The following is a 19,549-nucleotide window of genomic DNA, read 5'->3' as shown; positions in this document are numbered from 1 at the left end:
CCCGCCTGCCAGTTCCGTGCGGTGGGCTGGCCGTAGCTGTGTTTCGAGCCCCCGGACACCTTCTCCTTCGCATCCAACCACGTGCGGCCTCAAGGCCGCTCATTACCCATGGGTTACCCAGCCACGGGCAGGGTCAGACTGCTCCTTGCCAGTACGCGGGCCAGTGATTCCACCACTTCCGGGGCGTACGTCCCGGCGGTGGCGAGCCGGAGTTCCTCCAGCGCCGTCAGCGGCCCGCCGGGCCCTCCTTCCCGGGACTTCTCCTCGTACGCGTTCACGGCCCGGACGATTCGCGCGGCGAGCGGCTGCTCGGCGCAGGGGTCGGCCTGCCGCTCCACGACGACGGCCACCGCCTCGTCGACGCCCGTCTGCCGGACGACGGCTCCGCCGAGCAGGGCGATCCGCCGCTGCTCCGCGGCGGGCAGCGCGGCGGTGGCGCCCGCCGGCACCGGGTCGACGAGGCTCAGCTGGCCGATGTCGTGCATGAGCGCGGCGTACTCCAGCACGGCCAGCTCGGGCTCGGTCAGTCCCAGGTCACGCCCCACCGCCTGGCTGACCGCGGCGACCCGCCGGGCGTGCCCGCAGGGGGTGTAGCCGGCGACCTCCGTGGCCCGGGCGAGGGAGGCGATGGTCTGCCGGTAGGTCGCCCGGACGGCGGCATAGCGGCGGAACGACATCTGGGCGAGCAGCAGCGGCACGGAGAAGACCGGCAGCGCCCACAGGCCCACGACGGCGACCGCCAGCGCCATCACCGCCCCGGTGGCGATGACGGCGGACCCGATGCCGCACACGGCCCGCAGCTCGTCCCGCAGCACCGGCCCGAAGGGCCAGCCGGTGCGGGTGTGGGCCAGGGCGGCGGCGAGCACCGCGTCGCACAGCGCGGTGAGCGACAGCAGCGCGAGCAGCAGCAGCGCGTAGGCGGGGCCGCCCCAGTCGTCGAACATGCCCCGGTTGTACGGGGGCTGGAAGCACACGGCGACGAACCCGACGGTGAGCACGCGGCGCGCCAGGTGGTCGAGGGTGGGCCCCTGCCCGCGGGCGACGTGCGGGACGCTGCCGAGCAGTGAGGCGGCCAGCACCACGGCGACGACCTGGGCGGGACCGTGGTGGGTGGCATGTCCGCCGGCCTCGCCGAGCAGGGCGTAGGAGAGGGCCGCGGCGGCCCCGAGCGGGGCAGGCTCCCGGATCTGCGCGCCGTTGCTCCGGGCGAGCTCGCCGACGGTGACGAGAACGCCGAAGGCGAGGGCGACCCGGCGTTCCTCCAGGCCTGCGGAGAGGGTGACGGCGAGGGAACCGGCGGCGAGCAGGGCGGCGCAGGCGTGGACGAGGGTGAGGAGCGGCGGCGGCCGGTAGGCGCTCATCGGTGTGCTCCGGGGCGGCTGGACAGGGGTGTGCCGGGCGGGGGCACCCGGGCCGGGCGGGTCTCCTCGTCGTCGGCGGTCACCGCGGGGTGCCACCCCGTCCGCCCGACGGCTTCGACGAGCGCCGCGACCATCACCGGGTCGAAGTGGCTGCCCGAGCACCGCTCCAGCTCCGCCAGGGCCACGGCGACGGGCCGGGCCCTGCTGTAGCTGCGGGTGGAGGTCATGGCGTCGAAGGCGTCCGCGACGGCCACGACCCGTGCGGACTCGGGGATCTGACGGCCCACCAGGCCGTAGGGGTAGCCGCTGCCGTCCAGTCGCTCGTGGTGGTGCAGCACGGCGGCGCGGGCCTCGCCGAGGAAGCCGATGCCGCGCACCATCTCGTGCCCGTACTCGGGGTGCAGCTCGATGACCCGCCGCTCCTCGGGCGTCAGCGGCCCGTCCTTCCTCAGCAGCCGGGTGGGCACGCCCAGCTTGCCCACGTCGTGCAGGATCCCGGCGAAGCGGAGCATCTCCACGCGCTCGTCGGCCATGCCCAGCTCCCGGGCGATCATCATGGAGGCCTGCCCGACGCGCTCGCTGTGCCCGCGGGTGTACCCGTCCTTGATGTCGACGGCCTGGACCAGCGCCCGGATGGTCGCCTGATGGGCGGCGCGTTCCCGGTGGTACTGGGCGAACGCCCACCACGAGACGCACATGGGCAGCAGCACGAGCAGGGCGGCGACCGGGCCGTAGGGGCTGCGCCACAGGACGGCCATCATCAGACCGGCGAGTCCGTGCACGGCGATCGGCGCGAGCGAGCGCGCCACCAGACCCCGCCAGGCCCGCCGCAGCGGCACCCGCTCCGCCACGGCCAGGATGCCGCCGTCGAGCAGCGCGAGGACCAGGCAGAACGCCAGCACGGCCGCCCCCGCCGGACCGAGCGCGTACGGGACGTCGCCGACGGCCACCGCGTCCCGTCCGCCGAGCAGCCGGTGCACCGTGGCGGCGGCCCACACACCGAGGACGAGCTGGGCGGCCCGCCAGACGCGCCGCAGCGCCACGGGCCGCCGGCCGGCGTGCGAGAGCAGCGCACCGGGCACGACCACCAGCGCCGCGGCGCTCGCCGGCAGCAGGAAGGCACCGGCGAGCAGCACGGGGTAGAAGGTCCCGGCCGGGTGGGAGATCCCGACGAACCGGGACCGGGCGACGCGCTCGCAGCCGGCGTACAGCGCGGCGAGCAGCGCGACAGCCCACCAGGGCGTGCGGACGCCCGGCGGTGGCAGCAGGCAGAGCAGCGCGGCGACGGCGACACAGGCGATGTAGACACGTGCCCGTGCCGTTACCGCTTCCATGAGCCCCTCCCCCGGCCAGGTCCGTCAGGCCCGGAGCCTAGGACGGCGGCAGGGGGATCCGCGGGCCGATAACCCGCGGATTAGCACGTTCGAGTGATGCGTTCGAGGGCGACTACCCGTGCAGAGGTGGGGTAGTTGAAAAGCGCAGGAGTGTCAGGACTCCTGGGGCGTGGCGGGCGAGGCCGTGACGTCCTGCTCGGGGACGGCCTGGCCGGAGCGGATCAGCTCGATCCGCCCCATGACCTTGTCCCGCAGGTCGCCCGGCACGTCGTCGTGCCCGCAGCAGCGCTTGACGAGCTTCTTCACGGCCTGCTCGAGCCCGTACTTCTCGAGGCAGGGCGAGCACTCCTCGAAGTGGTGCTCGAACTTCACGCAGTCCGAGTCCGGCATCTCACGGTCGAGGAACTCGTAGAGATGATCGAGGATTTCGCTGCAATCCGTCTCGTGCGGCTCTCCGCAGCTCATGACCCCGAGCCTTTCGCTTCGTTCGACTCTCCGGCACCGGCCGGGACCATCCCGCGGTCACGGGCGTAGTCCTCCAGCATGCCGCGCAGCTGACGGCGTCCCCGGTGCAGCCGGGACATCACCGTACCGATGGGTGTCCCCATGATGTCGGCGATCTCCTTGTAGGCAAACCCTTCGACGTCCGCGAGGTAGACCGCGATGCGGAACTCCTCGGGGATCGCCTGGAGCGCCTCCTTCACGTCCGAGTCGGGCAGGTGGTCGAGCGCCTGCGACTCCGCGGAGCGCAAGCCCGTCGACATGTGCGACTCGGCGCGGGCGAGCTGCCAGTCCTCGATCTCCTCGGCCGCGGAGCGCTGAGGCTCGCGCTGCTTCTTGCGGTACGAGTTGATGAAGGTGTTGGTGAGGATCCGGTACAGCCACGCCTTGAGGTTGGTGCCCTCGCGGAACTGGTGGAAGGACGCGTACGCCTTGGCGTACGTCTCCTGCACCAGGTCCTCGGCGTCGGCCGGGTTGCGCGTCATGCGCAGTGCGGCCGAGTACATCTGGTCGAGGAACTCCAGCGCGTCCCGCTCGAAGCGCGCGTTGCGCTCCGTGGTCGTCTCCGCGCCCGTGCCGCCCTGGCCCTCGGGCTGCTCCGCCTGGCCGTTGTCGGTCCCTGCGTCGGTCCCAGTGACCGGACCCACCTCCTCGAATGCTCTCGTGAGACCGAGACCGGTCTCACCCGAATCGGAGGATAGACGACGATCCGGTCCGCCCGCCGCCCGAATAGGGGCGGTCTTGCCCGCGTGCAGCACCGTCCAGTCCAGGTCGGCGCGGCTGCTGCGGGTCGGGCAGATGGTCGAACCCATGCGGCGGACTCCCTCTCCTACGACGTCGGTGCTGGTCTCCAGCACGTACGTCCCGCACAACAGTGACCGCCGCCCCGGCATTCCCGAAGCTTTACCCGAGTGACCCGGTCCACTCCACGACCGCGTCCGTGATGAGGGACACGGCCTCGTCCTGCGAGATGTCCGCCCGTTTCGGCACGGCGAAGCCATGGTCACCGTACGGGATCTCCACGAGCTCGAACGGCCCGTCGGGGAATTCCTCCGGCTTCCCGAACGGATCGTTGCCGCCCTGCACGACCAGGGTGGGCACTCCGGCTCCCAGAAGTTCCCCGGCGCGGGACTTCTCCGGCTTGCCCGGCGGGTGCAGCGGGAAACCGAGCGCTAGCACGGCGCGGGCGCCCAGCTCGGTCGCGGTGCGGCAGGCCACCCGGGCCCCGGCGCTGCGCCCGCCGGAGATCACCGGCAGACCCGGCTTCGCCAGGGCGGGCCAGATGCCGCGCCAGCCGGCGTCCAGGGTCTTCGGCGCGGGCGCCAGCTTCTTCCCGGCCACCCGCCAGGGCTGCTCCACCCGGGCGACGGCCACGCCGTGGGCGGGCAGGACCTCGGCGAGGGCCACCAGGTCACGGGCCTCGATACCGCCGCCCGCGCCGTGGCTGACGGCGAGCACCAGCCGGGCCGTCTTCGCGCCGTGCCAGGTGATACGGGCGGTCCCAGCGTCGGTCTCGAAGGTCTCGGTGGCGGTGCCGGCGGTCTTCGTCACATGCGTCACGTCAGAAGAGTGTGCCCTCTTCGGGGCCTTCCAGCTCCTTGAGCAGCTCCGGCCCGTTGTTGCGGACGTTGCTGACGGCCGTGGCGACCGGGTAGGCCCGCATCAGCCCGGCGGGCGGCGGGGCGAGCAGCTCGCGCAGGCCGTCGGGGTCCGTGCGGGAGGGGTCCAGCCAGGCGTCCCAGCGGTCCGGCGTCAGCATCAGCGGCATCCGGGGGTGGATCTCGGCGAGCGCCCGCGGCCCGTCGGCCGGGGACACCGCGAGCGGGCTCTGCTCGGCCTCCGTGGTGATCACCGAGCACGTCACCCACCAGGCCTGCGGGTGGTCGTCGGGCAGCGTCTTGTCCCGCCAGAACTCGTACAGCCCGGCCATGGCGAAGACCGACCCGTCGGCCGGCGTCACGAAGTACGGCTGCTTGCGGGGCCGCTTCTTCTTGCCCTCGACCTCCAGCTCGCGCTCCTGGGTGCCGGTGACCCACTCGTAGTAGCCGTCGGCGGGCAGGATGCAGCGCCGCGAGGTGAAGGCACGACGGTAGGACGGCTTCTCGTGGACGGTCTCCGCACGGGCGTTGATCATCCGGGCGCCGCCCTCGGGGGTCTTCGACCAGGACGGGACGAGCCCCCACTTCAGGGTGCGCAGCTGCCGAACCGGGCGCGGGTCGTCCGCGTCTTTCAGGGGGCGGTCCAGGACGGCGTAGACCTCTTTGGTGGGCGCCACGTTGTAGTCCGGCGCGAGGGTCTCCTCGGGCTCCCACTTCTCGATCTCAAAGATTCCTGCGAGATCCTCTGGCCTACGACTCGCTGAATATCGTCCGCACATACGTGCCACACTGCCAGGCCCACCCGTCGCCCGACCACCACCCCTCAACGACGGCGCTGCGCGCCGCACCCATTGGACCGACCACAGGGAGCCAACGCCGCACATGGACAGCACCGCAACCGCCTCGCTCGCCTCCCTCTGGGACGAGGTGTCCGGCACGCAGCCCGATCCCGACCTGTGGGTGGTGCTCGCGACCCTGGGCGCCGCGCTCGCCGTGGTGGTCCCGCACGGCCTGTGGCGCATCTCCCGCAACGCCATCACCATCGCCCACGAGGGCGGCCACGGGCTCGTGGCCCTGCTCACCGGCCGCACCCTCACGGGCATACGCCTGCACTCGGACACCAGCGGCCTGACCGTCAGCCGCGGCAAGCCGCACGGCATCGGCATGATCCTCACCGCGGCCGCGGGGTACACGGCCCCGCCCCTGCTGGGCCTCGGCGGGGCCTCGCTGCTGGGCTCCGGCCGGATCACGCTCCTGCTGTGGCTGGCCACGGCCCTGCTCCTCGCCATGCTCGTGATGATCCGCAACGCCTACGGCGCCCTGACCATGCTCGTCACCGGCGGTCTGTTCGTGCTGGTGTCCTGGCTGGCCGGCCCTCAGGTCCAGGCGGCGTTCGCGTACGCGGTGGTGTGGTTCCTGCTGATCGGCGGGGTCCGCCCCGCCTTCGAACTCCAGGCGAAGCGGGCCCGGGGCGGGGCCGGCGACTCGGACGCCGACCAGCTGTCGCGGCTGACGCACGTGCCGGCGGGCCTGTGGTTCTTCCTGTTCCACGCGGTGTCGCTGTGCTCGCTGATCGGCGGCGGACGCTGGCTGCTGGAGATGTGACGGCCGCCCCGAGGGGGCCGGTCGCCGCCGCGCCGCGCGGCTGCACCACGCGGGTGCGACCGGCCCCACGGCGCCGCACCCGGACGACGGCCTGCTTATAAAGTGGGGCCATGGCCCCGAACACCCCAGACACCGCCCTCTGGCCCGCCCCGCACGCGAGCGGAGCCGTCGACGCGACGGTCCACGTGCCCGGGTCCAAGTCGGTCACCAACCGCGCCCTGGTCCTCGCCTCCCTCGCGTCCGAGCCCGGCTGGCTGCGCCGCCCCCTGCGCTCCCGCGACACCCTGCTGATGGCCGGCGCGCTGCGGGCGATGGGCATCGAGATCGAGGAAGGCGTGGGCCCCGACGGCACGGGTGAGGCCTGGCGGGTACTCCCCACGGGCCTGCGTGGCCCGGCCACGGTCGACGTCGGCAACGCCGGCACGGTGATGCGGTTCCTGCCGCCGGTCGCCGCCCTCGCCGACGGCCCCGTCCGCTTCGACGGCGACCCCCGTTCCTACGAGCGTCCGCTGAACGGCGTCATCGACGCGCTGCGGCAGCTCGGCGCCCGGATCGACGACGACGGCCGCGGCGCGCTGCCCCTGACCGTGCACGGCAGCGGCGCCCTGGACGGCGGCACGGTCGCCATCGACGCCTCCTCCTCGTCGCAGTTCGTGAGCGCCCTGCTGCTGTCCGGGCCGCGCTTCAACCAGGGCGTCGAGGTCCGCCACACCGGCGCCACGCTGCCCTCCATGCCGCACATCCGCATGACCGTCGACATGCTGCGCTCGGTCGGCGCCCAGGTGGACACGCCCGAGTCGGGCGGCGAGCCGAACGTCTGGCGGGTCTCGCCGGGCGCCCTGCTCGGCCGGGACCTGGTCATCGAGCCGGACCTGTCGAACGCCCAGCCGTTCCTGGCGGCGGCGCTGGTGACCGGCGGCAAGGTCGTCGTCCCGGACTGGCCGGCCCGCACCACGCAGCCCGGTGACCAGCTGCGCGAGATCTTCTCCGAGATGGGCGGCTCCTGCGAACTGACCGAGTACGGGCTGGTGTTCACCGGCTCGGGCTCGGTGCACGGCATCGACGTCGACCTGGGCGAGGTCGGCGAGCTGACGCCGGGCATCGCGGCGGTCGCGGCCCTCGCGGACTCCCCGTCGACCCTGCGCGGGGTGGCCCACCTGCGGCTGCACGAGACGGACCGGCTGGCCGCGCTCACCAAGGAGATCAACGAACTCGGCGGCGACGTCACGGAGACCGCGGACGGTCTGCACATCCGCCCGCGCCGGCTGCACGGCGGGATCTTCCACACCTACGACGACCACCGCATGGCCACGGCCGGCGCGATCATCGGCCTCGCGGTGGAGGGCGTGCAGATCGAGAATGTGGCGACGACGGCCAAGACCCTGCCCGACTTCCCCGATCTGTGGACCGGGATGCTCGGGGCGTAGGACGCAGGGATCACGTCATGCGCCGCTACGGCAAGCACACCGACGAGGACGACATCCGCACCCGTCCGGGCCGCCGGAACACCCGGCCCCGGACGAACATCCGCCCCAAACACGAGGACGCCGCCGAGGGACTCGTCCTCACCGTCGACCGGGGCCGCCTGACCTGCCTCGTCGAGGACCGTGTGGTCATGGCGATGAAGGCCCGCGAGCTGGGCCGCAAGGCGGCGGTGGTCGGCGACCGCGTGGCCATCGTGGGCGACCTCACGGGCAAGAAGGACTCACTCGCGAGGATCGTGCGCATCGAGGAGCGCACCTCGGTCCTGCGGCGCACGGCGGACGACGACGATCCGTTCGAGCGGGTGGTCGTCGCCAACGCCGACCAGCTGGCCGTCGTCACCGCCCTGGCCGACCCGGAGCCTCGCCCCCGGCTGATCGACCGCTGTCTGGTCGCCGCCTACGACGGCGGCCTGGATCCGCTGCTGGTGCTGACCAAGTCGGACCTCGCCCCGCCCGAGAAGCTGCTGGAGCTGTACGGGGACCTCGACATCCCCTATGTCGTCACCAGCCGCGCGGAACTGGAGAGCGGGGTCGCCCTCGCCCGGGTGCGGGAGCAGCTCGACGGCAAGATCACCGCGTTCGTCGGCCACTCCGGCGTGGGCAAGACGACCCTGGTGAACGCGCTGGTGCCCGAGGAGCGACGGCGTACCACGGGCCATGTGAACGCGGTGACGGGCCGCGGCCGGCACACCACCACCTCGGCGCTGGCGCTGCCGCTCTCGGGCGACGACGGCTGGGTGATCGACACCCCGGGCCTGCGGTCCTTCGGGCTCAACCACGTCGACCCGTCCCGGGTCATCCACGCCTTCCCCGACCTGGAGCCGGGCACCGAGGGCTGCCCGCGCGCGTGCAGTCACGACGAGCCGGACTGTGCGCTGGACGCCTGGGTGACCGAGGGGCACGCGGATCCCGCGCGGCTGTACTCGCTGCGCCGCCTGCTGGCCACCCGCGAACGCAAGGAAGGCGACTGACCTCCGCGTTGTTTGTGCCGGTGTCCTGGCGGTAAGTGCATAATCGCACGCAAGCCGGATGCAATCCTGGCCAAAGCCTGACGAGCGCGACGAAACTGACTGAGCGGTCACTGAACGTGGGATACGGGAGGACGACTCATGGCGTGGCTGCTGGTCATCGTGGCCGGGTTGCTCGAGACCGGCTTCGCGGTGTGTCTCAAGCTGTCCCACGGCTTCACCCGGCTCTGGCCGACGATCGCGTTCTGCGTCTTCGCCCTCGGCAGCTTCGGCCTGCTGACCCTGGCGCTGAGACGACTCGACGTGGGTCCCGCGTACGCGGTGTGGACGGGCATCGGCGCGGCGGGGACGGCGATCTACGGCATGGTGTTCCTGGGGGACCTGGTGTCGACGCTGAAGATCGTGTCGATCAGTCTCGTCATCATCGGCGTGGTCGGGTTGCAGTTGTCGGGGTCGGCGCACTGACGCCCGGTCAGCCCGCCTGCCGCTGAAGGGCGCTGCGGACCAGGCCGGCGACGCCGCCCTCGCCGGGTGGCGCGGCCACGCACGACAGGGCGAGCCGGACGGCGAGTTCGCAGGAGCGGGCCAGGTCTGCGGTGTCGGATTTGGGCGTGCCGGGGGCGGCCAGGTAGGCGACGGCCCGGTCGCGGACGAGGGCGACGAACTCACCGGGTGAGGGCAGGGGGCCGTCGGCGCGGCGCTGGGCCGGTACGGCGGAGGTGGACGCCACGGCCGTCAGGGCCGGAGCGGGCAGCCGCTCGCTCCAGCAGCCGGTGAGCAGGGCGCGGACGAGGACGTTGTCCCGGGCCGCCGAGGCGGTCCACTCGGCGGTGGCGGTGAGCCGGTCGCGGGCGTCGCTGTACCCGGCGAGGGCTCGGTCGACCCCGGCGAGATACCCGTCGGCCTCTCGCCTCATGAGCGCCCTGGCCAGGCCGTCCTTGCTGCCGAACTCGTTGTACAGCGTCTGGCGGGACACTCCGGCCGCCGCGGCCACGTCCACCATCCGCACGGCGGACCACGGCCGGCGCACCAGCGCCGTGTAGGCGGCGTCCAGTAAGGATTCCCGCGCTGCAGGCATCTTCGCCTCCCCTTGGGGCGAGCGGCTCTGCGCCCAGGTTTGACGCGGATGGAAGCACTGTCAAGGGTTCGCGAGTGCGCGCGGAGGCGCGTTTCGGCCTTGCCGCGCGGTGCGTCGACCCGGTGCGGGATCTCGCCCCGGGCAGAGGAACGGGCGGCGCACTCCGGCGGGATGCCGGTGTACGCCGCCCTGGGGTGGGACGTTCGCGGGAGGTGGCCCGCGTGGCCACGGCGGTTACCTCGGGTCGCCGTTGAACTTCGAGGTCGACCAGAAGTAGCCGAGCACCGCGAGGCCGAGGCACCAGGCGAGGGCGAGCCAGCCGTTGTGGCCGATCCCGGTCCCGAGGAGCAGCCCGCGCAGGGTCTCGATGGCCGGGGTGAACGGCTGGTACTCGGCGATCGGCCGGAACCAGCCCGGCATCGCGTCGAGCGGGACGAAGGTGCTGGACAGCAGGGGCAGCAGGATCAGGGGCATCGCGTTGTTGCCGGCGGCCTCCGCGTTCGGGCTGACCAGGCCCATGCCGACCGCGACCCAGGTGAGGGCGGTGGCGAAGAGCACGAGCAGTCCGAAGGCCGCGAGCCACTCCAGGACGCCGGCGCCGGAGGAGCGGAAGCCGATGGCCACGCCGACGGCACCGACCAGCACCACGCTGATGACCGCCTGGAGCACGCTGCCGACGACGTGCCCGATGAGCACCGACCCGCGGTGGATCGCCATGGTGCGGAAGCGGGCGATGATGCCCTCGGTCATGTCGTTGGAGACGGAGACCGCGGTGCCGATCGTGGTGCTGCCGATGGTCATCAGCAGCAGGCCCGGCACGACGAAGGCGATGTATGCGGACCGGTCCGGACCGCCGCCCCCGATGCCGGCGCTCATGGTGTCGCCGAAGATGTAGACGAACAGCAGCAACAGCATGATCGGGGTGAGCAGCAGGTTCAGGGTGAGGGACGGGTAGCGCCGGGCGTGCAGGAGGTTGCGGCGCAGCATGGTGGAGGAGTCGCGGAGGGCGAGGCCGAGGGCGCTCATCGGGTGGTCTCCTTGGGCTGGTCGGGGATGCCGGCCGGGCCGGTCAGGGCGAAGAACACGTCGTCGAGGTCGGGCGTGTGGACGGTCAGCTCGTCGGCTTCGATGCCGGCGGCGTCGAGCCGGTCGAGGATGGAGCGCAGGTCGCGCTGGCTGCCGTCGCTGGGGATCCGCAGGGCGAGGGCTTCGTCGTCCGGGGTGACTCCGCGCAGGGTGGCGGCGGCGTGCCGGTAGGCGGCCGGGTCGGTGAAGCGGAGCCGGACGTGTCCGCCCGGGATGAGCCGCTTCAGTTCGTCGGCGCTGCCCTCGGCGGCGATGGTGCCGTCGTGGAGCACGGCGATGCGGTCGGCGAGTTCGTCGGCCTCCTCCAGGTACTGAGTGGTGAGGAAGACGGTGACGCCGCCGGTGACGAGTTCCCTGATGATCTGCCACATGTTGTGCCGGGCGCGGGGGTCCAGGCCGGTGGTGGGTTCGTCGAGGAAGATGATCCTCGGGTCGCCGACCAGGGTCATGGCGATGTCGAGGCGGCGCTTCATGCCGCCGGAGTAGGTGGAAGCGGGCCTCTTCGCGGCGTCGGTGAGGTCGAAGCGCTCCAGCAGTTCGGCGGCGACGCGGCGTCCCTCGCGCCGGGGCAGGTGGTGCAGGTCCGCCATGAGGAGCATGTTCTCCTCGCCGGTGATCAGGCCGTCGACGGCGGAGAACTGACCGGTCACGCCGATCGCGGCGCGTACGGCCTGCGGGTCGGTGGCGAGGTCGTGTCCGCCGACCCGCAGCACGCCGGCGTCGGCGGTGATCAGGGTGGAGAGGATCTTGACGGCGGTGGTCTTGCCCGCGCCGTTCGGGCCGAGCAGGGAGAAGATCGTCCCTTCCGGGACGGCCAGGTCGACTCCGTCGAGGACGGTCTTGTCGCCGTAGCTCTTCCGCAGCCCGTGCGCCGCGATGGCCAGGTCGGTCATGAGGGGTGCTCCTTCGAAGAGGGCGGGAGGTCTACAAGCTGCGCGCGGTGATGTCGCCGTAGGCGGTGGTCGCGCGGATGGTCAGGCCGGCGGCGGTGCCGTCGGCGTTCATGAGGCTGTTGTGGATCCGGCCGTAGCCGGTGCCGGCGTCCAGGGAGGCGGAAACGCCGCGGGCCGCGCCGACCGAGATGTCGCCCTGCTCGGTGCGCAGCGCGACCACGCCGCCCACGGCCTCGGCGACGCCGAGGTCCCCCTTCTGGGTGCTGATCTGCGCGGGGCCGCCCAGGCGGCCGACCGAGATGTCGCCGGCGAGCAGGGTGAGGCGGGCGCCGCCCGTCTCGTCGAGCTTGACCGAGCCCTGCGCCGCCTCGTAGGCGACGTCGCCGAGCCGTCCGACGCCGCGGAATTCGGCGGCGGCCGCCTTCGCCTCGACGCTGGAGCCGGCGGGCAGTTGCACCGTCACCTCTACGGAGCCGGAGTGGCCGAGGACCCGGTTCTTCGGCTCCGGGGCCTCGATCCGCAGGACGCCGTCGCCGTAAGCCACCTCGATCTGCTCCGCGGCCTTCACGTCGCGGCTCTTGGAGACGTCCGCGGGCAGGACCTCGACCGTGGTGTCGGCCCGGTCGGCCGCGATGAACCGGATGCGCCCGGCGGGGATGTCGATGACGGCGGAGACGGGGGCGGGGCTGTCGAACTTCTGCATCGTGCTCTCCTTCGATCCGTTGTTTCCGATGACGGAAAAGCTACGTTGCATTCACGCATCCGGCAACACACTCGTTGCACTTAAAGCACAAACATGCAGTTCAGAGCACTGAAATCATTGCAATGACCATGCAGCCTAACGCAACAACGACCCTGTCTTCGTTGCAATGGAATGAAGCTGAACGCTAAGCTGGGGACGTCACGCACCACGAAGGAGGCCACGATGCCGGGAGGCAGGCTCACTCAGCAGGAACGCCAGCAGATCGCGCTGGGGCTGGCCGACGGCCTCGCCTACGCCGAGATCGCCCGGCGCCTCGACCGCCCGACCTCGACGGTCACGCGCGAGGTCATGCGCAACGGCGGACCCACGGCCTACCGCGCCGACCTGGCCCACCGCGCCACGGAACACCGCACCCAGCGCCGTAGGCAGACCCCACCCCGGGATCCGAAGACGCCCCCGCAGGCCGACGGGCGGGACGCCGAGGCCGTACGCGAGTACGAGGAGACGTTCACCACCGTCCTGATGGGGTCGGGCATGCCCAAGATGATGTCCCGGGTGATGGCCTGCCTCTGCCTGACCGACTCGGGCAGCCTCACCGCGTCCGAACTCGCCCAGCGACTCCAGGTCAGCCCGGCGTCCGTCTCCAAGGCGGTCGCGTTCCTCGACAGCCAGGGCCTGGTCCGCCGGGAAGCGGACGAAGGACGCCGCGAGCGGTACGTCGTCGACGACGACGTCTGGTACCGGTCGATGATGGCCAGCGCCCGGTCCATCGCCGCGGTCGTGGGGATCGCCCGGCAGGGCGTCGGCGTCCTCGGCCCCGGCTCCCCGGCCGCCGCCCGCCTGGAGAACGTCGCCCGGTTCCTCGACTTCGTCTCCGAGAGCACCGCCCGCGCGGCGGAGCAGGCGCGCGACATCCTCCACAGCAAGCCCGGGACGGCATCCGACGCCTCCGGCCCTGCCAACCCCCTGTAGCCCCAGCCCCACCTCGGCAGATAGGTTCGTTGCATGCCCGACTACCTCGACGACCTGCGTCTCGCCCACGTCCTCGCCGACGCCGCCGACGCCGCGACGACGGACCGGTTCAAGGCCCTCGACCTCAAGGTCGAGACCAAACCGGACATGACCCCGGTGAGCGAGGCGGACAAGGCCGCGGAGGAACTCATCCGCGGCCACCTCGGGCGCGCCCGCCCGCGGGACGCGATCCTCGGCGAGGAGTACGGCGTCGAGGGCACCGGCCCCCGCCGCTGGGTGATCGACCCGATCGACGGCACCAAGAACTACGTGCGGGGCGTGCCCGTCTGGGCCACGCTCATCTCCCTGATGGAGGCCGGCGAGGGCGGCTTCCAGCCCGTCGTCGGCGTGGTGTCCGCGCCCGCCCTCGGCCGCCGGTGGTGGGCCGCGAAGGGCCACGGCGCGTTCTCCGGCCGCAGCCTCACCAAGGCCTCCCGGCTACAGGTCTCGCAAGTCTCCAAGCTCTCCGACGCCTCCTTCGCGTACTCCTCGCTGAGCGGCTGGGAGGAGCAGGGCCGCCTGGACGGCTTCCTGGACCTGACCCGCGAGGTGTGGCGCACGCGCGCGTACGGCGACTTCTGGCCCTACATGATGGTCGCGGAGGGCTCCATCGACATGTGCGCCGAGCCGGAGCTGTCCCTGTGGGACATGGCCGCCACCGCCATCGTCGTCACGGAGGCCGGCGGCACCTTCACCGGCCTCGACGCCCGCCCGGGCCCCCACAGCGGCAACGCGGCCGCGTCGAACGGCCTGCTCCACGACGAGCTGCTGGGGTATCTGAACCAGCGCTACTGAGCCCCCCGTTGTTACCGAGCGCCCTCTTGTTGACCCTCCCTTTGCCTGCCACTCTGAGAGTCCCCCCACTTGTGAACTTGTGAAACGCTGAACAAACGGCGGGGACACTCCCAGGAGGTGGCTCCATCCATGCTCGTCCGTGACGCCATGAGCACTGTCGTCCTCACCATCGGCCCGACCCACACCCTGCGCCAGGCCGCCGCGCTGATGTCCGCGCGCAAGGTGGGGGCGGCGGTGGTCCACGACCCCGACGCCGGCGGCATCGGCATCCTCACCGAACGCGACATCCTCAACTCCGTGGGCCTGGGCCAGAACCCGGACACGGAACGCGCCCACGCCCACACCACCAACAACGTCGTGTTCGCCGCTCCGGCCTGGACGCTGGAGGAGGCGGCGGGCGCCATGGCCCACGGCGGTTTCCGGCACCTCATCGTGCTGGACGGCGGCGAACCCGCCGGCATCGTCTCGGTCCGCGACATCATCCGCTGCTGGGCCCCGGCACGGCAGCAGGTTCCCGCATAGCGGCACGGACGGGCCGGGCCCCCGCAAGGGGACCCGGCCCGTCCACTACCGCAAGCGGTCCAGTGCTGGAGTTCAGCCGCGCAGGGCCTGGACCGCGGCCTCCAGCCGCTTGCCGTAGTCTCCGTCGGCCCGACGGAAGTTGTCGATCGCGCGCTCGACGATGTCGTCGCGCGAGACCTTGGCGATGAAGCCCGCCAGGTTGGCGATCAGGCGCTCCTTCTCGTCCTCCGACATGAGCCGGTAGAGGTTGCCCGCCTGGACGAAGTCGTCGTCCTCGGCGTGGACCGGGGCCGGGTGGGTGCCCGTCGCGCCGCTCACGGCCGTGGCGGACCACAGCGGACGGTCCGTCTGGAACGGGCCGCCGAAGCTGTTCGGCTCATAGTTCTTCGCACCGGCATGACGGCCGTCGTAGAGGTACCCGTCACGGGAGTTGGTGCGCGCCACGGTGGCGTGCGGGCGGTTCACCGGCAGGTGGTCGGCGTTGATGCCGACGCGGTAGCGGTGGGCGTCGCCATAGGCGAAGAGGCGGCCCTGGAGCATCTTGTCCGGGGACGGCCCGATGCCCGGCACGAAGTGGGCGGGGCTGAAGATCGACTGCTCGACCTCGGCGAAGATGTTCTCCGGGTTGCGGTTGAGCTCCAGCTTGCCGATCTCGACGACCGGGTAGTCCGCGTGCGGCCAGACCTTGGTCAGGTCGAACGGGTTGAAGCGGTACGTCGCCGCCTCGGCCACCGGCATGATCTGCACCCCGACCGTCCAGGTCGGGTACTCGCCCCGCTCGATGGCCTCGCGCAGGTCGCGCTGGTGGGAGTCGGGGTCCTCACCCGCGAGCCGGGCCGCCGCCTCGGCCGTCAGGTTCTCGATGCCCTGGTCCGTCTTGAAGTGGTACTTCACCCAGAAGGCCTCGCCGGCCGCGTTGCTCCACTGGAACGTGTGCGAGCCGAAGCCGTCCATGTGGCGGTAGGAGGCGGGGATGCCGCGGTCGCCGAACAGCCAGGTCACCTGGTGCGTGGACTCGGGCGACAGGCTCCAGAAGTCCCAGACGTTGTCCGCCTCGGTCGAGCCGGTGTACGGGTCGCGCTTCTGGGTGTGGATGAAGTCCGGGAACTTGACGGCGTCTTTGATGAAGAACACCGGGGTGTTGTTGCCGACGAGGTCGTAGTTGCCCTCCTCGGTGTAGAACTTCAGCGCGAAGCCACGCGGGTCGCGCACCGCGTCCGCCGCCCCCAGGTTGCCCGCCACCGTCGAGAAGCGCAGGAAGACCTCGGTCTGCTTGCCGATCCCGGAGAGGAAGGCGGCCCGCGTGTACGGGGTGACATCGGCGGTCACCGTGAAGGTGCCGTACGCGCCCGCGCCGCGGGCGTGCACTACGCGCTCCGGGATGCGCTCGCGGTTGAAGTGGGCCAGCTTCTCCAGCAGGAGCTGGTCCTGGACGAGCACCGGGCCGCCGACGCCCGCGGTCTCGCTGTTCTGGTTGTCGGCGACCGGAGCCCCGGCCTCCGTCGTAAGCGGTCCCTGCGTCACGTGCGCCTCCTGCACCATTCCTGATCAGTCCTGCACTGCCCCTGACCAGTCCTGTCCGTTGGTCAAAGCCGTCCTCGATCCTACAATAGACATTGTCTAAAGCAAGTGAGGCTCTAATCTCACACCTGTTCGGGACCTGGTCCCCTTAGCTGTTAGGCTGGTGGCCATGAGTGACCTTCTGGAACGCCTGCGCGGACGCGGATGGCGGATGACCGCGCAGCGGCGCGTCGTGGCCGAGGTCCTCGACGGCGAACACGTCCATCTGACGGCCGACGAGGTCCACGCCCGGGCCGTCGCCAAGCTGCCCGAAATCTCCCGAGCGACCGTCTACAACACGCTGGGGGAGCTCGTGACCCTCGGCGAGGTGCTGGAGGTTTCCACCGACCAGCGCGCCAAGCGGTACGACCCGAACGCCCACCAGCCGCACCACCACCTGGTCTGCGCTCAATGCGGCGCGATCCGGGATGTCCACCCGACCGGCAACCCGCTGGCCGACCTCCCCGACACCGAGCGCTTCGGCTTCACGGTCTCGGACGTCGAGGTGACGTACCGCGGCGTCTGCCCGAACTGCGCGGCCGCCTAGCCCGCACGAACGCGCGAACGCGCGAACGCGCGAGAGCCCCGGATTCCGGCCCTCGGCCTTCAGTAGCGGGGACAGGATTTGAACCTGCGACCTCTGGGTTATGAGCCCAGCGAGCTACCGAGCTGCTCCACCCCGCGTCGGTGAATGCAACGTTACGTCACCGCGGAGGGCGGATGCAAATCCATTGCCCGGCTGCACCCCGGCCCCACCCGCAGCACCTCACGCGGACAGCTCCTGCCGCAGCGCGTCCCTCAGCCGCTCCGCCCGCTCGGCGACGGACGCCGGCCCCAGCGACACGGCCCGGTCGGCCCAGCGCTGCCCTTCCGCCAGCTCTCCCCGACGCGCGTAGACGAGGGCCAGCCGCAACGCCGCCCGCCCGTGCCCGGCGTCGGCGGCCCGCTTCCACCACACCGCCGCCTCGGGCTCGCTCCCCTCCCGGGCGAGCAGCAGCCCGAGATTGAACGCACCGTTGCGGGACCCGGCCTCGGCCGCCTCCCGGTACCACCGAGCCGCCTCGACGACATCGCCCCTGGCCGCCGCGAGCATGCCGACCCGCACCTGCGCCCGCCGGTGCCCCTGGTCCGCCGCCCGCTCGTACCACTCCTCGCACTCGCTCCGGCGATGCACCGGCTCCCCGAGCTCGTGCGCGGGCTCCGGCGGGCGCCGGGCGTCGAGCACCGTCGCCAGCCGGTACGCGGCCTCGGCGCTCCCGCCCCCGGCCGCACACCGCAGATGCCGCTCGGCCTCCTGCTCGTCGCCGTCCCGCAGCCGCGCCATGCCGACCTGGAGCGCCGCCTCCGTGTGCCCGGCGGCGGCAGCCCGCTCGTACCAGCGCAGCGCGGCCTGCTCCTCGCCCCGCCCGGCATGCAGGATGCCGAGGTTGAAGGCGGCGTCGACGCTCCCGGCCTCCGCGGCCTTGGAGAACCACGGCTCCGCGCCCGTCTCGTCGCCGCCCTGCAACAGCAGGATCGCCAGCGCGTTCGCGGCCTCCCGGTGCCCGGCGTAGGCCGCGCGCCGGTACCACTGCTCGGCCTGCGGGGTACGCCCCTGCTCGGCGCAGAGCAGGCCGAGGTTGTACGCGCCGTTCACGTCGCCCGCGTCCATCGCCGCCCGGTACCACCGCTCGGCGGTCTGGGTCTCGCCCCGCTCGGCGTGCAGCGCGCCCAGCGCGTTCGCCGCGTTGCCGTCGCCGTCCTGGGCGGCCCGCAGCCACCACACGGCGGCGTTCTCGGTGTCGCCCGCGTCGCGCAGCAGGAAGCCGAGCGCGCAGGCGGCACGCGCCTCGCCGTCCTTGGCGGACGTCAGGTACCAGCGTCCGGCCTCCTTGAGCTCGCCGCGCCGCTCCAGGATCGTCCCGAGGTGCAGGGCGGCCCGCCGGTGACCGCGCGCGGCGGCCTGCCGGTACCACTGCTCGGCCTCTTCCGGCACCTGGACACCGTTGTCGCCGCCGGCTTCCCGCGCCGCGTTCCGGTCCAGCGACCGCGCCAGCCGGTACGCCGCCTCCCGGTGGCCGCGCTCGGCCGCGACCCGCATCCACTGCTCGGCCCCGGCGTCACCGCGGTGCTCCAGCAGGTCGGCGAGCGCGTACGCGCCCAGCGTGTGCCCCTGTTCGGCGGACTGGCGCAGCCAGTACTCGGCGGCGGGTTCGTCGCCGCGCTCGCGGTGGTGCCGGCCCAGGGCGTGCGCGGCCGCCGTGGATCCGGCGACGGCGGCGATCCGCCACCATCCGGCGGCCTCGTCGGCGTACCCCCGCTGGTGAAGGAGAACTCCCAGATTGTTGGCGGCCGCCCGGTCGCCCGCGGCGGTGGCGGCACGCAGATGAGGCTCGGCACCGTCGAGGTCACCACGGCGCAGCAGCATGGCCCCGAGGACACTCATCGCCTCGACGTCGCCGGTCTCGGCGGCGAGCCGCTGACGCAGCTCCTCGGCCGCCTCGTCGGCGATCCCCCCGGTCTCGTCCGGGGTCTCGGTGTCCTCCCGGCTGGAAGGCTGCACAAAACGCCCTGTCTCGAACAGAGTTGCCTTGTCCCCCATAACGTCCATCGTCGCACCACCTGCAACCTGGGTACACCTGGTATACCGCAGCCAGTGAGGTCACTTCAGCGTTTTGTCGACATGCCCACAGAGAGACAAGTCAAACACAGAACGTCCAACTCCCCCAGGCGGCGCGGCCACAGCCGGCGCCAGCACATGCGTTCACACATCACGAAGGCCCGGATTCCTTTGTGGAATCCGGGCCTTCGTGGCCGCTCCGTCACTCGGACATCGCGACTTCAGTAGCGGGGACAGGATTTGAACCTGCGACCTCTGGGTTATGAGCCCAGCGAGCTACCGAGCTGCTCCACCCCGCGCCGTTGTGTTCACAACCGTATCACGGCGCGGGATGGGCATTTGACCAGGCCAGGGCCCTAGCTGTGCTGTTCGGGCAGGTTGGTGACGCGGCTGGCTGGCGTTTGGCCGCCGATTCCGGTGTGGGGTCGGTGGTAGTTGTACCAGTCCAGCC

The 19,549-nt window shown here is 72.0% G+C and carries 20 protein-coding genes and 2 tRNA genes; 8 read left to right on the top strand and 14 right to left on the bottom strand.

Features of this window, described 5'->3' with window-relative positions; genetic code table 11:
* Window positions 1-113: 113 nt before the first annotated feature.
* From OO68_RS40120 to OO68_RS40095, 6 genes are all read right to left on the bottom strand, one after another.
* Window positions 114-1,361, bottom strand: coding sequence for an HD domain-containing protein (locus OO68_RS40120; RefSeq protein ID WP_209442678.1), 1,248 nt, complete (start codon window positions 1,359-1,361; stop codon window positions 114-116).
* Complete coding sequence (locus OO68_RS40115; RefSeq protein ID WP_033314428.1) at window positions 1,358-2,695, bottom strand: HD-GYP domain-containing protein; 1,338 nt, start codon at window positions 2,693-2,695, stop codon at window positions 1,358-1,360. The genes OO68_RS40120 and OO68_RS40115 overlap by 4 nt, the downstream gene beginning before the upstream one ends.
* Before the next feature lie 153 nt (window positions 2,696-2,848).
* Window positions 2,849-3,160 (bottom strand): mycothiol system anti-sigma-R factor, encoded by a 312-nt coding sequence (gene rsrA, locus OO68_RS40110; protein WP_033314427.1) that lies wholly within the window; start codon window positions 3,158-3,160, stop codon window positions 2,849-2,851.
* Entirely contained in the window at window positions 3,157-3,843 is a 687-nt protein-coding gene (gene sigR / locus OO68_RS40105) for an RNA polymerase sigma factor SigR (RefSeq protein ID WP_033314426.1), read from the bottom strand. Before sigR ends, rsrA begins: the two co-directional genes overlap by 4 nt.
* Window positions 3,844-4,099: 256 nt before the next feature.
* A complete protein-coding gene (locus tag OO68_RS40100) occupies window positions 4,100-4,756 on the bottom strand; it encodes an alpha/beta hydrolase family protein (RefSeq protein ID WP_033314425.1) in 657 nt (218 codons plus the stop codon).
* Between the two features lies 1 nt (window position 4,757).
* Window positions 4,758-5,573 (bottom strand): SOS response-associated peptidase, encoded by an 816-nt coding sequence (locus OO68_RS40095; RefSeq protein ID WP_033314424.1) that lies wholly within the window; start codon window positions 5,571-5,573, stop codon window positions 4,758-4,760.
* Between the two features lie 103 nt (window positions 5,574-5,676).
* On the opposite strand from OO68_RS40095, the gene OO68_RS40090 reads away from it, so the two are divergent.
* The 4 genes from OO68_RS40090 to OO68_RS40075 all read left to right on the top strand — a co-directional run bounded on the left by OO68_RS40090 (window position 5,677) and on the right by OO68_RS40075 (window position 9,316).
* On the top strand, window positions 5,677-6,399 hold the full coding sequence (locus OO68_RS40090; protein WP_033314423.1) for a M50 family metallopeptidase: 723 nt from the start codon (window positions 5,677-5,679) through the stop codon (window positions 6,397-6,399).
* Between the two features lie 110 nt (window positions 6,400-6,509).
* Window positions 6,510-7,826 carry a 3-phosphoshikimate 1-carboxyvinyltransferase gene (aroA, locus tag OO68_RS40085; RefSeq protein ID WP_033314422.1) on the top strand — a complete coding sequence of 439 codons (1,317 nt, stop codon included), beginning with the start codon at window positions 6,510-6,512 and terminating at the stop codon, window positions 7,824-7,826.
* Between the two features lie 17 nt (window positions 7,827-7,843).
* Window positions 7,844-8,854 carry a ribosome small subunit-dependent GTPase A gene (gene rsgA, locus OO68_RS40080; protein WP_033314421.1) on the top strand — a complete coding sequence of 337 codons (1,011 nt, stop codon included), beginning with the start codon at window positions 7,844-7,846 and terminating at the stop codon, window positions 8,852-8,854.
* A 138-nt stretch (window positions 8,855-8,992) separates the two neighbouring features.
* Window positions 8,993-9,316 (top strand): DMT family transporter, encoded by a 324-nt coding sequence (locus OO68_RS40075; RefSeq protein WP_033314420.1) that lies wholly within the window; start codon window positions 8,993-8,995, stop codon window positions 9,314-9,316.
* A gap of 7 nt (window positions 9,317-9,323) precedes the next feature.
* Here OO68_RS40075 and OO68_RS40070 read toward each other — a convergent pair whose 3' ends face one another.
* From OO68_RS40070 to OO68_RS40055, 4 genes are all read right to left on the bottom strand, one after another.
* Window positions 9,324-9,929: a TetR/AcrR family transcriptional regulator gene (locus tag OO68_RS40070; protein ID WP_033314419.1), complete on the bottom strand. Its 606-nt coding sequence runs from the start codon at window positions 9,927-9,929 to the stop codon at window positions 9,324-9,326.
* Between the two features lie 234 nt (window positions 9,930-10,163).
* A complete protein-coding gene (locus tag OO68_RS40065; RefSeq protein WP_033314418.1) occupies window positions 10,164-10,955 on the bottom strand; it encodes an ABC transporter permease in 792 nt (263 codons plus the stop codon).
* Window positions 10,952-11,908 (bottom strand): daunorubicin resistance protein DrrA family ABC transporter ATP-binding protein, encoded by a 957-nt coding sequence (locus tag OO68_RS40060; protein WP_033314417.1) that lies wholly within the window; start codon window positions 11,906-11,908, stop codon window positions 10,952-10,954. Before OO68_RS40060 ends, OO68_RS40065 begins: the two co-directional genes overlap by 4 nt.
* A 31-nt stretch (window positions 11,909-11,939) precedes the next feature.
* Window positions 11,940-12,611 carry a DUF4097 family beta strand repeat-containing protein gene (locus tag OO68_RS40055; protein ID WP_033314416.1) on the bottom strand — a complete coding sequence of 224 codons (672 nt, stop codon included), beginning with the start codon at window positions 12,609-12,611 and terminating at the stop codon, window positions 11,940-11,942.
* 222 nt (window positions 12,612-12,833) lie between these two features.
* Here OO68_RS40055 and OO68_RS40050 point away from each other — a divergent pair, with 222 nt between their 5' ends.
* The 3 genes from OO68_RS40050 to OO68_RS40040 all read left to right on the top strand — a co-directional run bounded on the left by OO68_RS40050 (window position 12,834) and on the right by OO68_RS40040 (window position 14,939).
* Complete coding sequence (locus OO68_RS40050) at window positions 12,834-13,583, top strand: GbsR/MarR family transcriptional regulator (RefSeq protein WP_033314415.1); 750 nt, start codon at window positions 12,834-12,836, stop codon at window positions 13,581-13,583.
* A 33-nt stretch (window positions 13,584-13,616) separates the two neighbouring features.
* On the top strand, window positions 13,617-14,417 hold the full coding sequence (hisN, locus tag OO68_RS40045; protein WP_033314414.1) for a histidinol-phosphatase: 801 nt from the start codon (window positions 13,617-13,619) through the stop codon (window positions 14,415-14,417).
* A gap of 129 nt (window positions 14,418-14,546) precedes the next feature.
* Entirely contained in the window at window positions 14,547-14,939 is a 393-nt protein-coding gene (locus tag OO68_RS40040) for a CBS domain-containing protein (RefSeq protein WP_033314413.1), read from the top strand.
* A 72-nt stretch (window positions 14,940-15,011) separates the two neighbouring features.
* On the opposite strand, the gene OO68_RS40035 is transcribed toward OO68_RS40040, so the two are convergent.
* Entirely contained in the window at window positions 15,012-16,463 is a 1,452-nt protein-coding gene (locus OO68_RS40035; RefSeq protein WP_209442677.1) for a catalase, read from the bottom strand.
* Window positions 16,464-16,629: 166 nt separating this feature from the next.
* On the opposite strand from OO68_RS40035, the gene OO68_RS40030 reads away from it, so the two are divergent.
* Window positions 16,630-17,046, top strand: a complete 417-nt coding sequence (locus OO68_RS40030) for a Fur family transcriptional regulator (protein ID WP_062928973.1) — start codon at window positions 16,630-16,632, stop codon at window positions 17,044-17,046.
* A gap of 63 nt (window positions 17,047-17,109) precedes the next feature.
* Here the strand turns inward: OO68_RS40030 and OO68_RS40025 are convergent.
* The 3 genes from OO68_RS40025 to OO68_RS40015 form a co-directional block, all read right to left on the bottom strand.
* Window positions 17,110-17,183 (bottom strand) — tRNA-Met (locus tag OO68_RS40025).
* An 82-nt stretch (window positions 17,184-17,265) separates the two neighbouring features.
* Window positions 17,266-19,089 carry a tetratricopeptide repeat protein gene (locus OO68_RS40020; protein ID WP_209442676.1) on the bottom strand — a complete coding sequence of 608 codons (1,824 nt, stop codon included), beginning with the start codon at window positions 19,087-19,089 and terminating at the stop codon, window positions 17,266-17,268.
* A gap of 234 nt (window positions 19,090-19,323) precedes the next feature.
* Window positions 19,324-19,397: transfer RNA gene (locus OO68_RS40015), tRNA-Met, on the bottom strand.
* Window positions 19,398-19,549: the final 152 nt, after the last annotated feature.

The sequence above is a fragment of the Streptomyces iakyrus genome, assembly GCF_000717055.1.
Taxonomy (GTDB): Bacteria; Actinomycetota; Actinomycetes; order Streptomycetales; family Streptomycetaceae; genus Streptomyces; species Streptomyces iakyrus.
Note: the sequence above shows the minus strand (reverse complement) of the source record. Positions and strands in the feature narration are given on the sequence as shown.

Bases quoted from the DNA above. Each gene is read 5' to 3' on its own strand.
- OO68_RS40050 (WP_033314415.1), top strand. From the start codon at position 12,834: ATGCCGGGAGGCAGGCTCACTCAGCAGGAACGCCAGCAGATCGCGCTG.
- OO68_RS40095 (WP_033314424.1), bottom strand. From the start codon at position 5,573: ATGTGCGGACGATATTCAGCGAGTCGTAGGCCAGAGGATCTCGCAGGA.
- hisN (WP_033314414.1), top strand. From the start codon at position 13,617: ATGCCCGACTACCTCGACGACCTGCGTCTCGCCCACGTCCTCGCCGAC.
- OO68_RS40075 (WP_033314420.1), top strand. From the start codon at position 8,993: ATGGCGTGGCTGCTGGTCATCGTGGCCGGGTTGCTCGAGACCGGCTTC.
- OO68_RS40090 (WP_033314423.1), top strand. From the start codon at position 5,677: ATGGACAGCACCGCAACCGCCTCGCTCGCCTCCCTCTGGGACGAGGTG.
- OO68_RS40070 (WP_033314419.1), bottom strand. From the start codon at position 9,929: ATGCCTGCAGCGCGGGAATCCTTACTGGACGCCGCCTACACGGCGCTG.
- OO68_RS40055 (WP_033314416.1), bottom strand. From the start codon at position 12,611: ATGCAGAAGTTCGACAGCCCCGCCCCCGTCTCCGCCGTCATCGACATC.
- rsrA (WP_033314427.1), bottom strand. From the start codon at position 3,160: ATGAGCTGCGGAGAGCCGCACGAGACGGATTGCAGCGAAATCCTCGAT.
- OO68_RS40040 (WP_033314413.1), top strand. From the start codon at position 14,547: ATGCTCGTCCGTGACGCCATGAGCACTGTCGTCCTCACCATCGGCCCG.
- OO68_RS40115 (WP_033314428.1), bottom strand. From the start codon at position 2,695: ATGGAAGCGGTAACGGCACGGGCACGTGTCTACATCGCCTGTGTCGCC.
- OO68_RS40020 (WP_209442676.1), bottom strand. From the start codon at position 19,089: ATGGACGTTATGGGGGACAAGGCAACTCTGTTCGAGACAGGGCGTTTT.
- OO68_RS40065 (WP_033314418.1), bottom strand. From the start codon at position 10,955: ATGAGCGCCCTCGGCCTCGCCCTCCGCGACTCCTCCACCATGCTGCGC.
- aroA (WP_033314422.1), top strand. From the start codon at position 6,510: ATGGCCCCGAACACCCCAGACACCGCCCTCTGGCCCGCCCCGCACGCG.
- OO68_RS40120 (WP_209442678.1), bottom strand. From the start codon at position 1,361: ATGAGCGCCTACCGGCCGCCGCCGCTCCTCACCCTCGTCCACGCCTGC.
- rsgA (WP_033314421.1), top strand. From the start codon at position 7,844: ATGCGCCGCTACGGCAAGCACACCGACGAGGACGACATCCGCACCCGT.
- OO68_RS40060 (WP_033314417.1), bottom strand. From the start codon at position 11,908: ATGACCGACCTGGCCATCGCGGCGCACGGGCTGCGGAAGAGCTACGGC.
- OO68_RS40030 (WP_062928973.1), top strand. From the start codon at position 16,630: ATGAGTGACCTTCTGGAACGCCTGCGCGGACGCGGATGGCGGATGACC.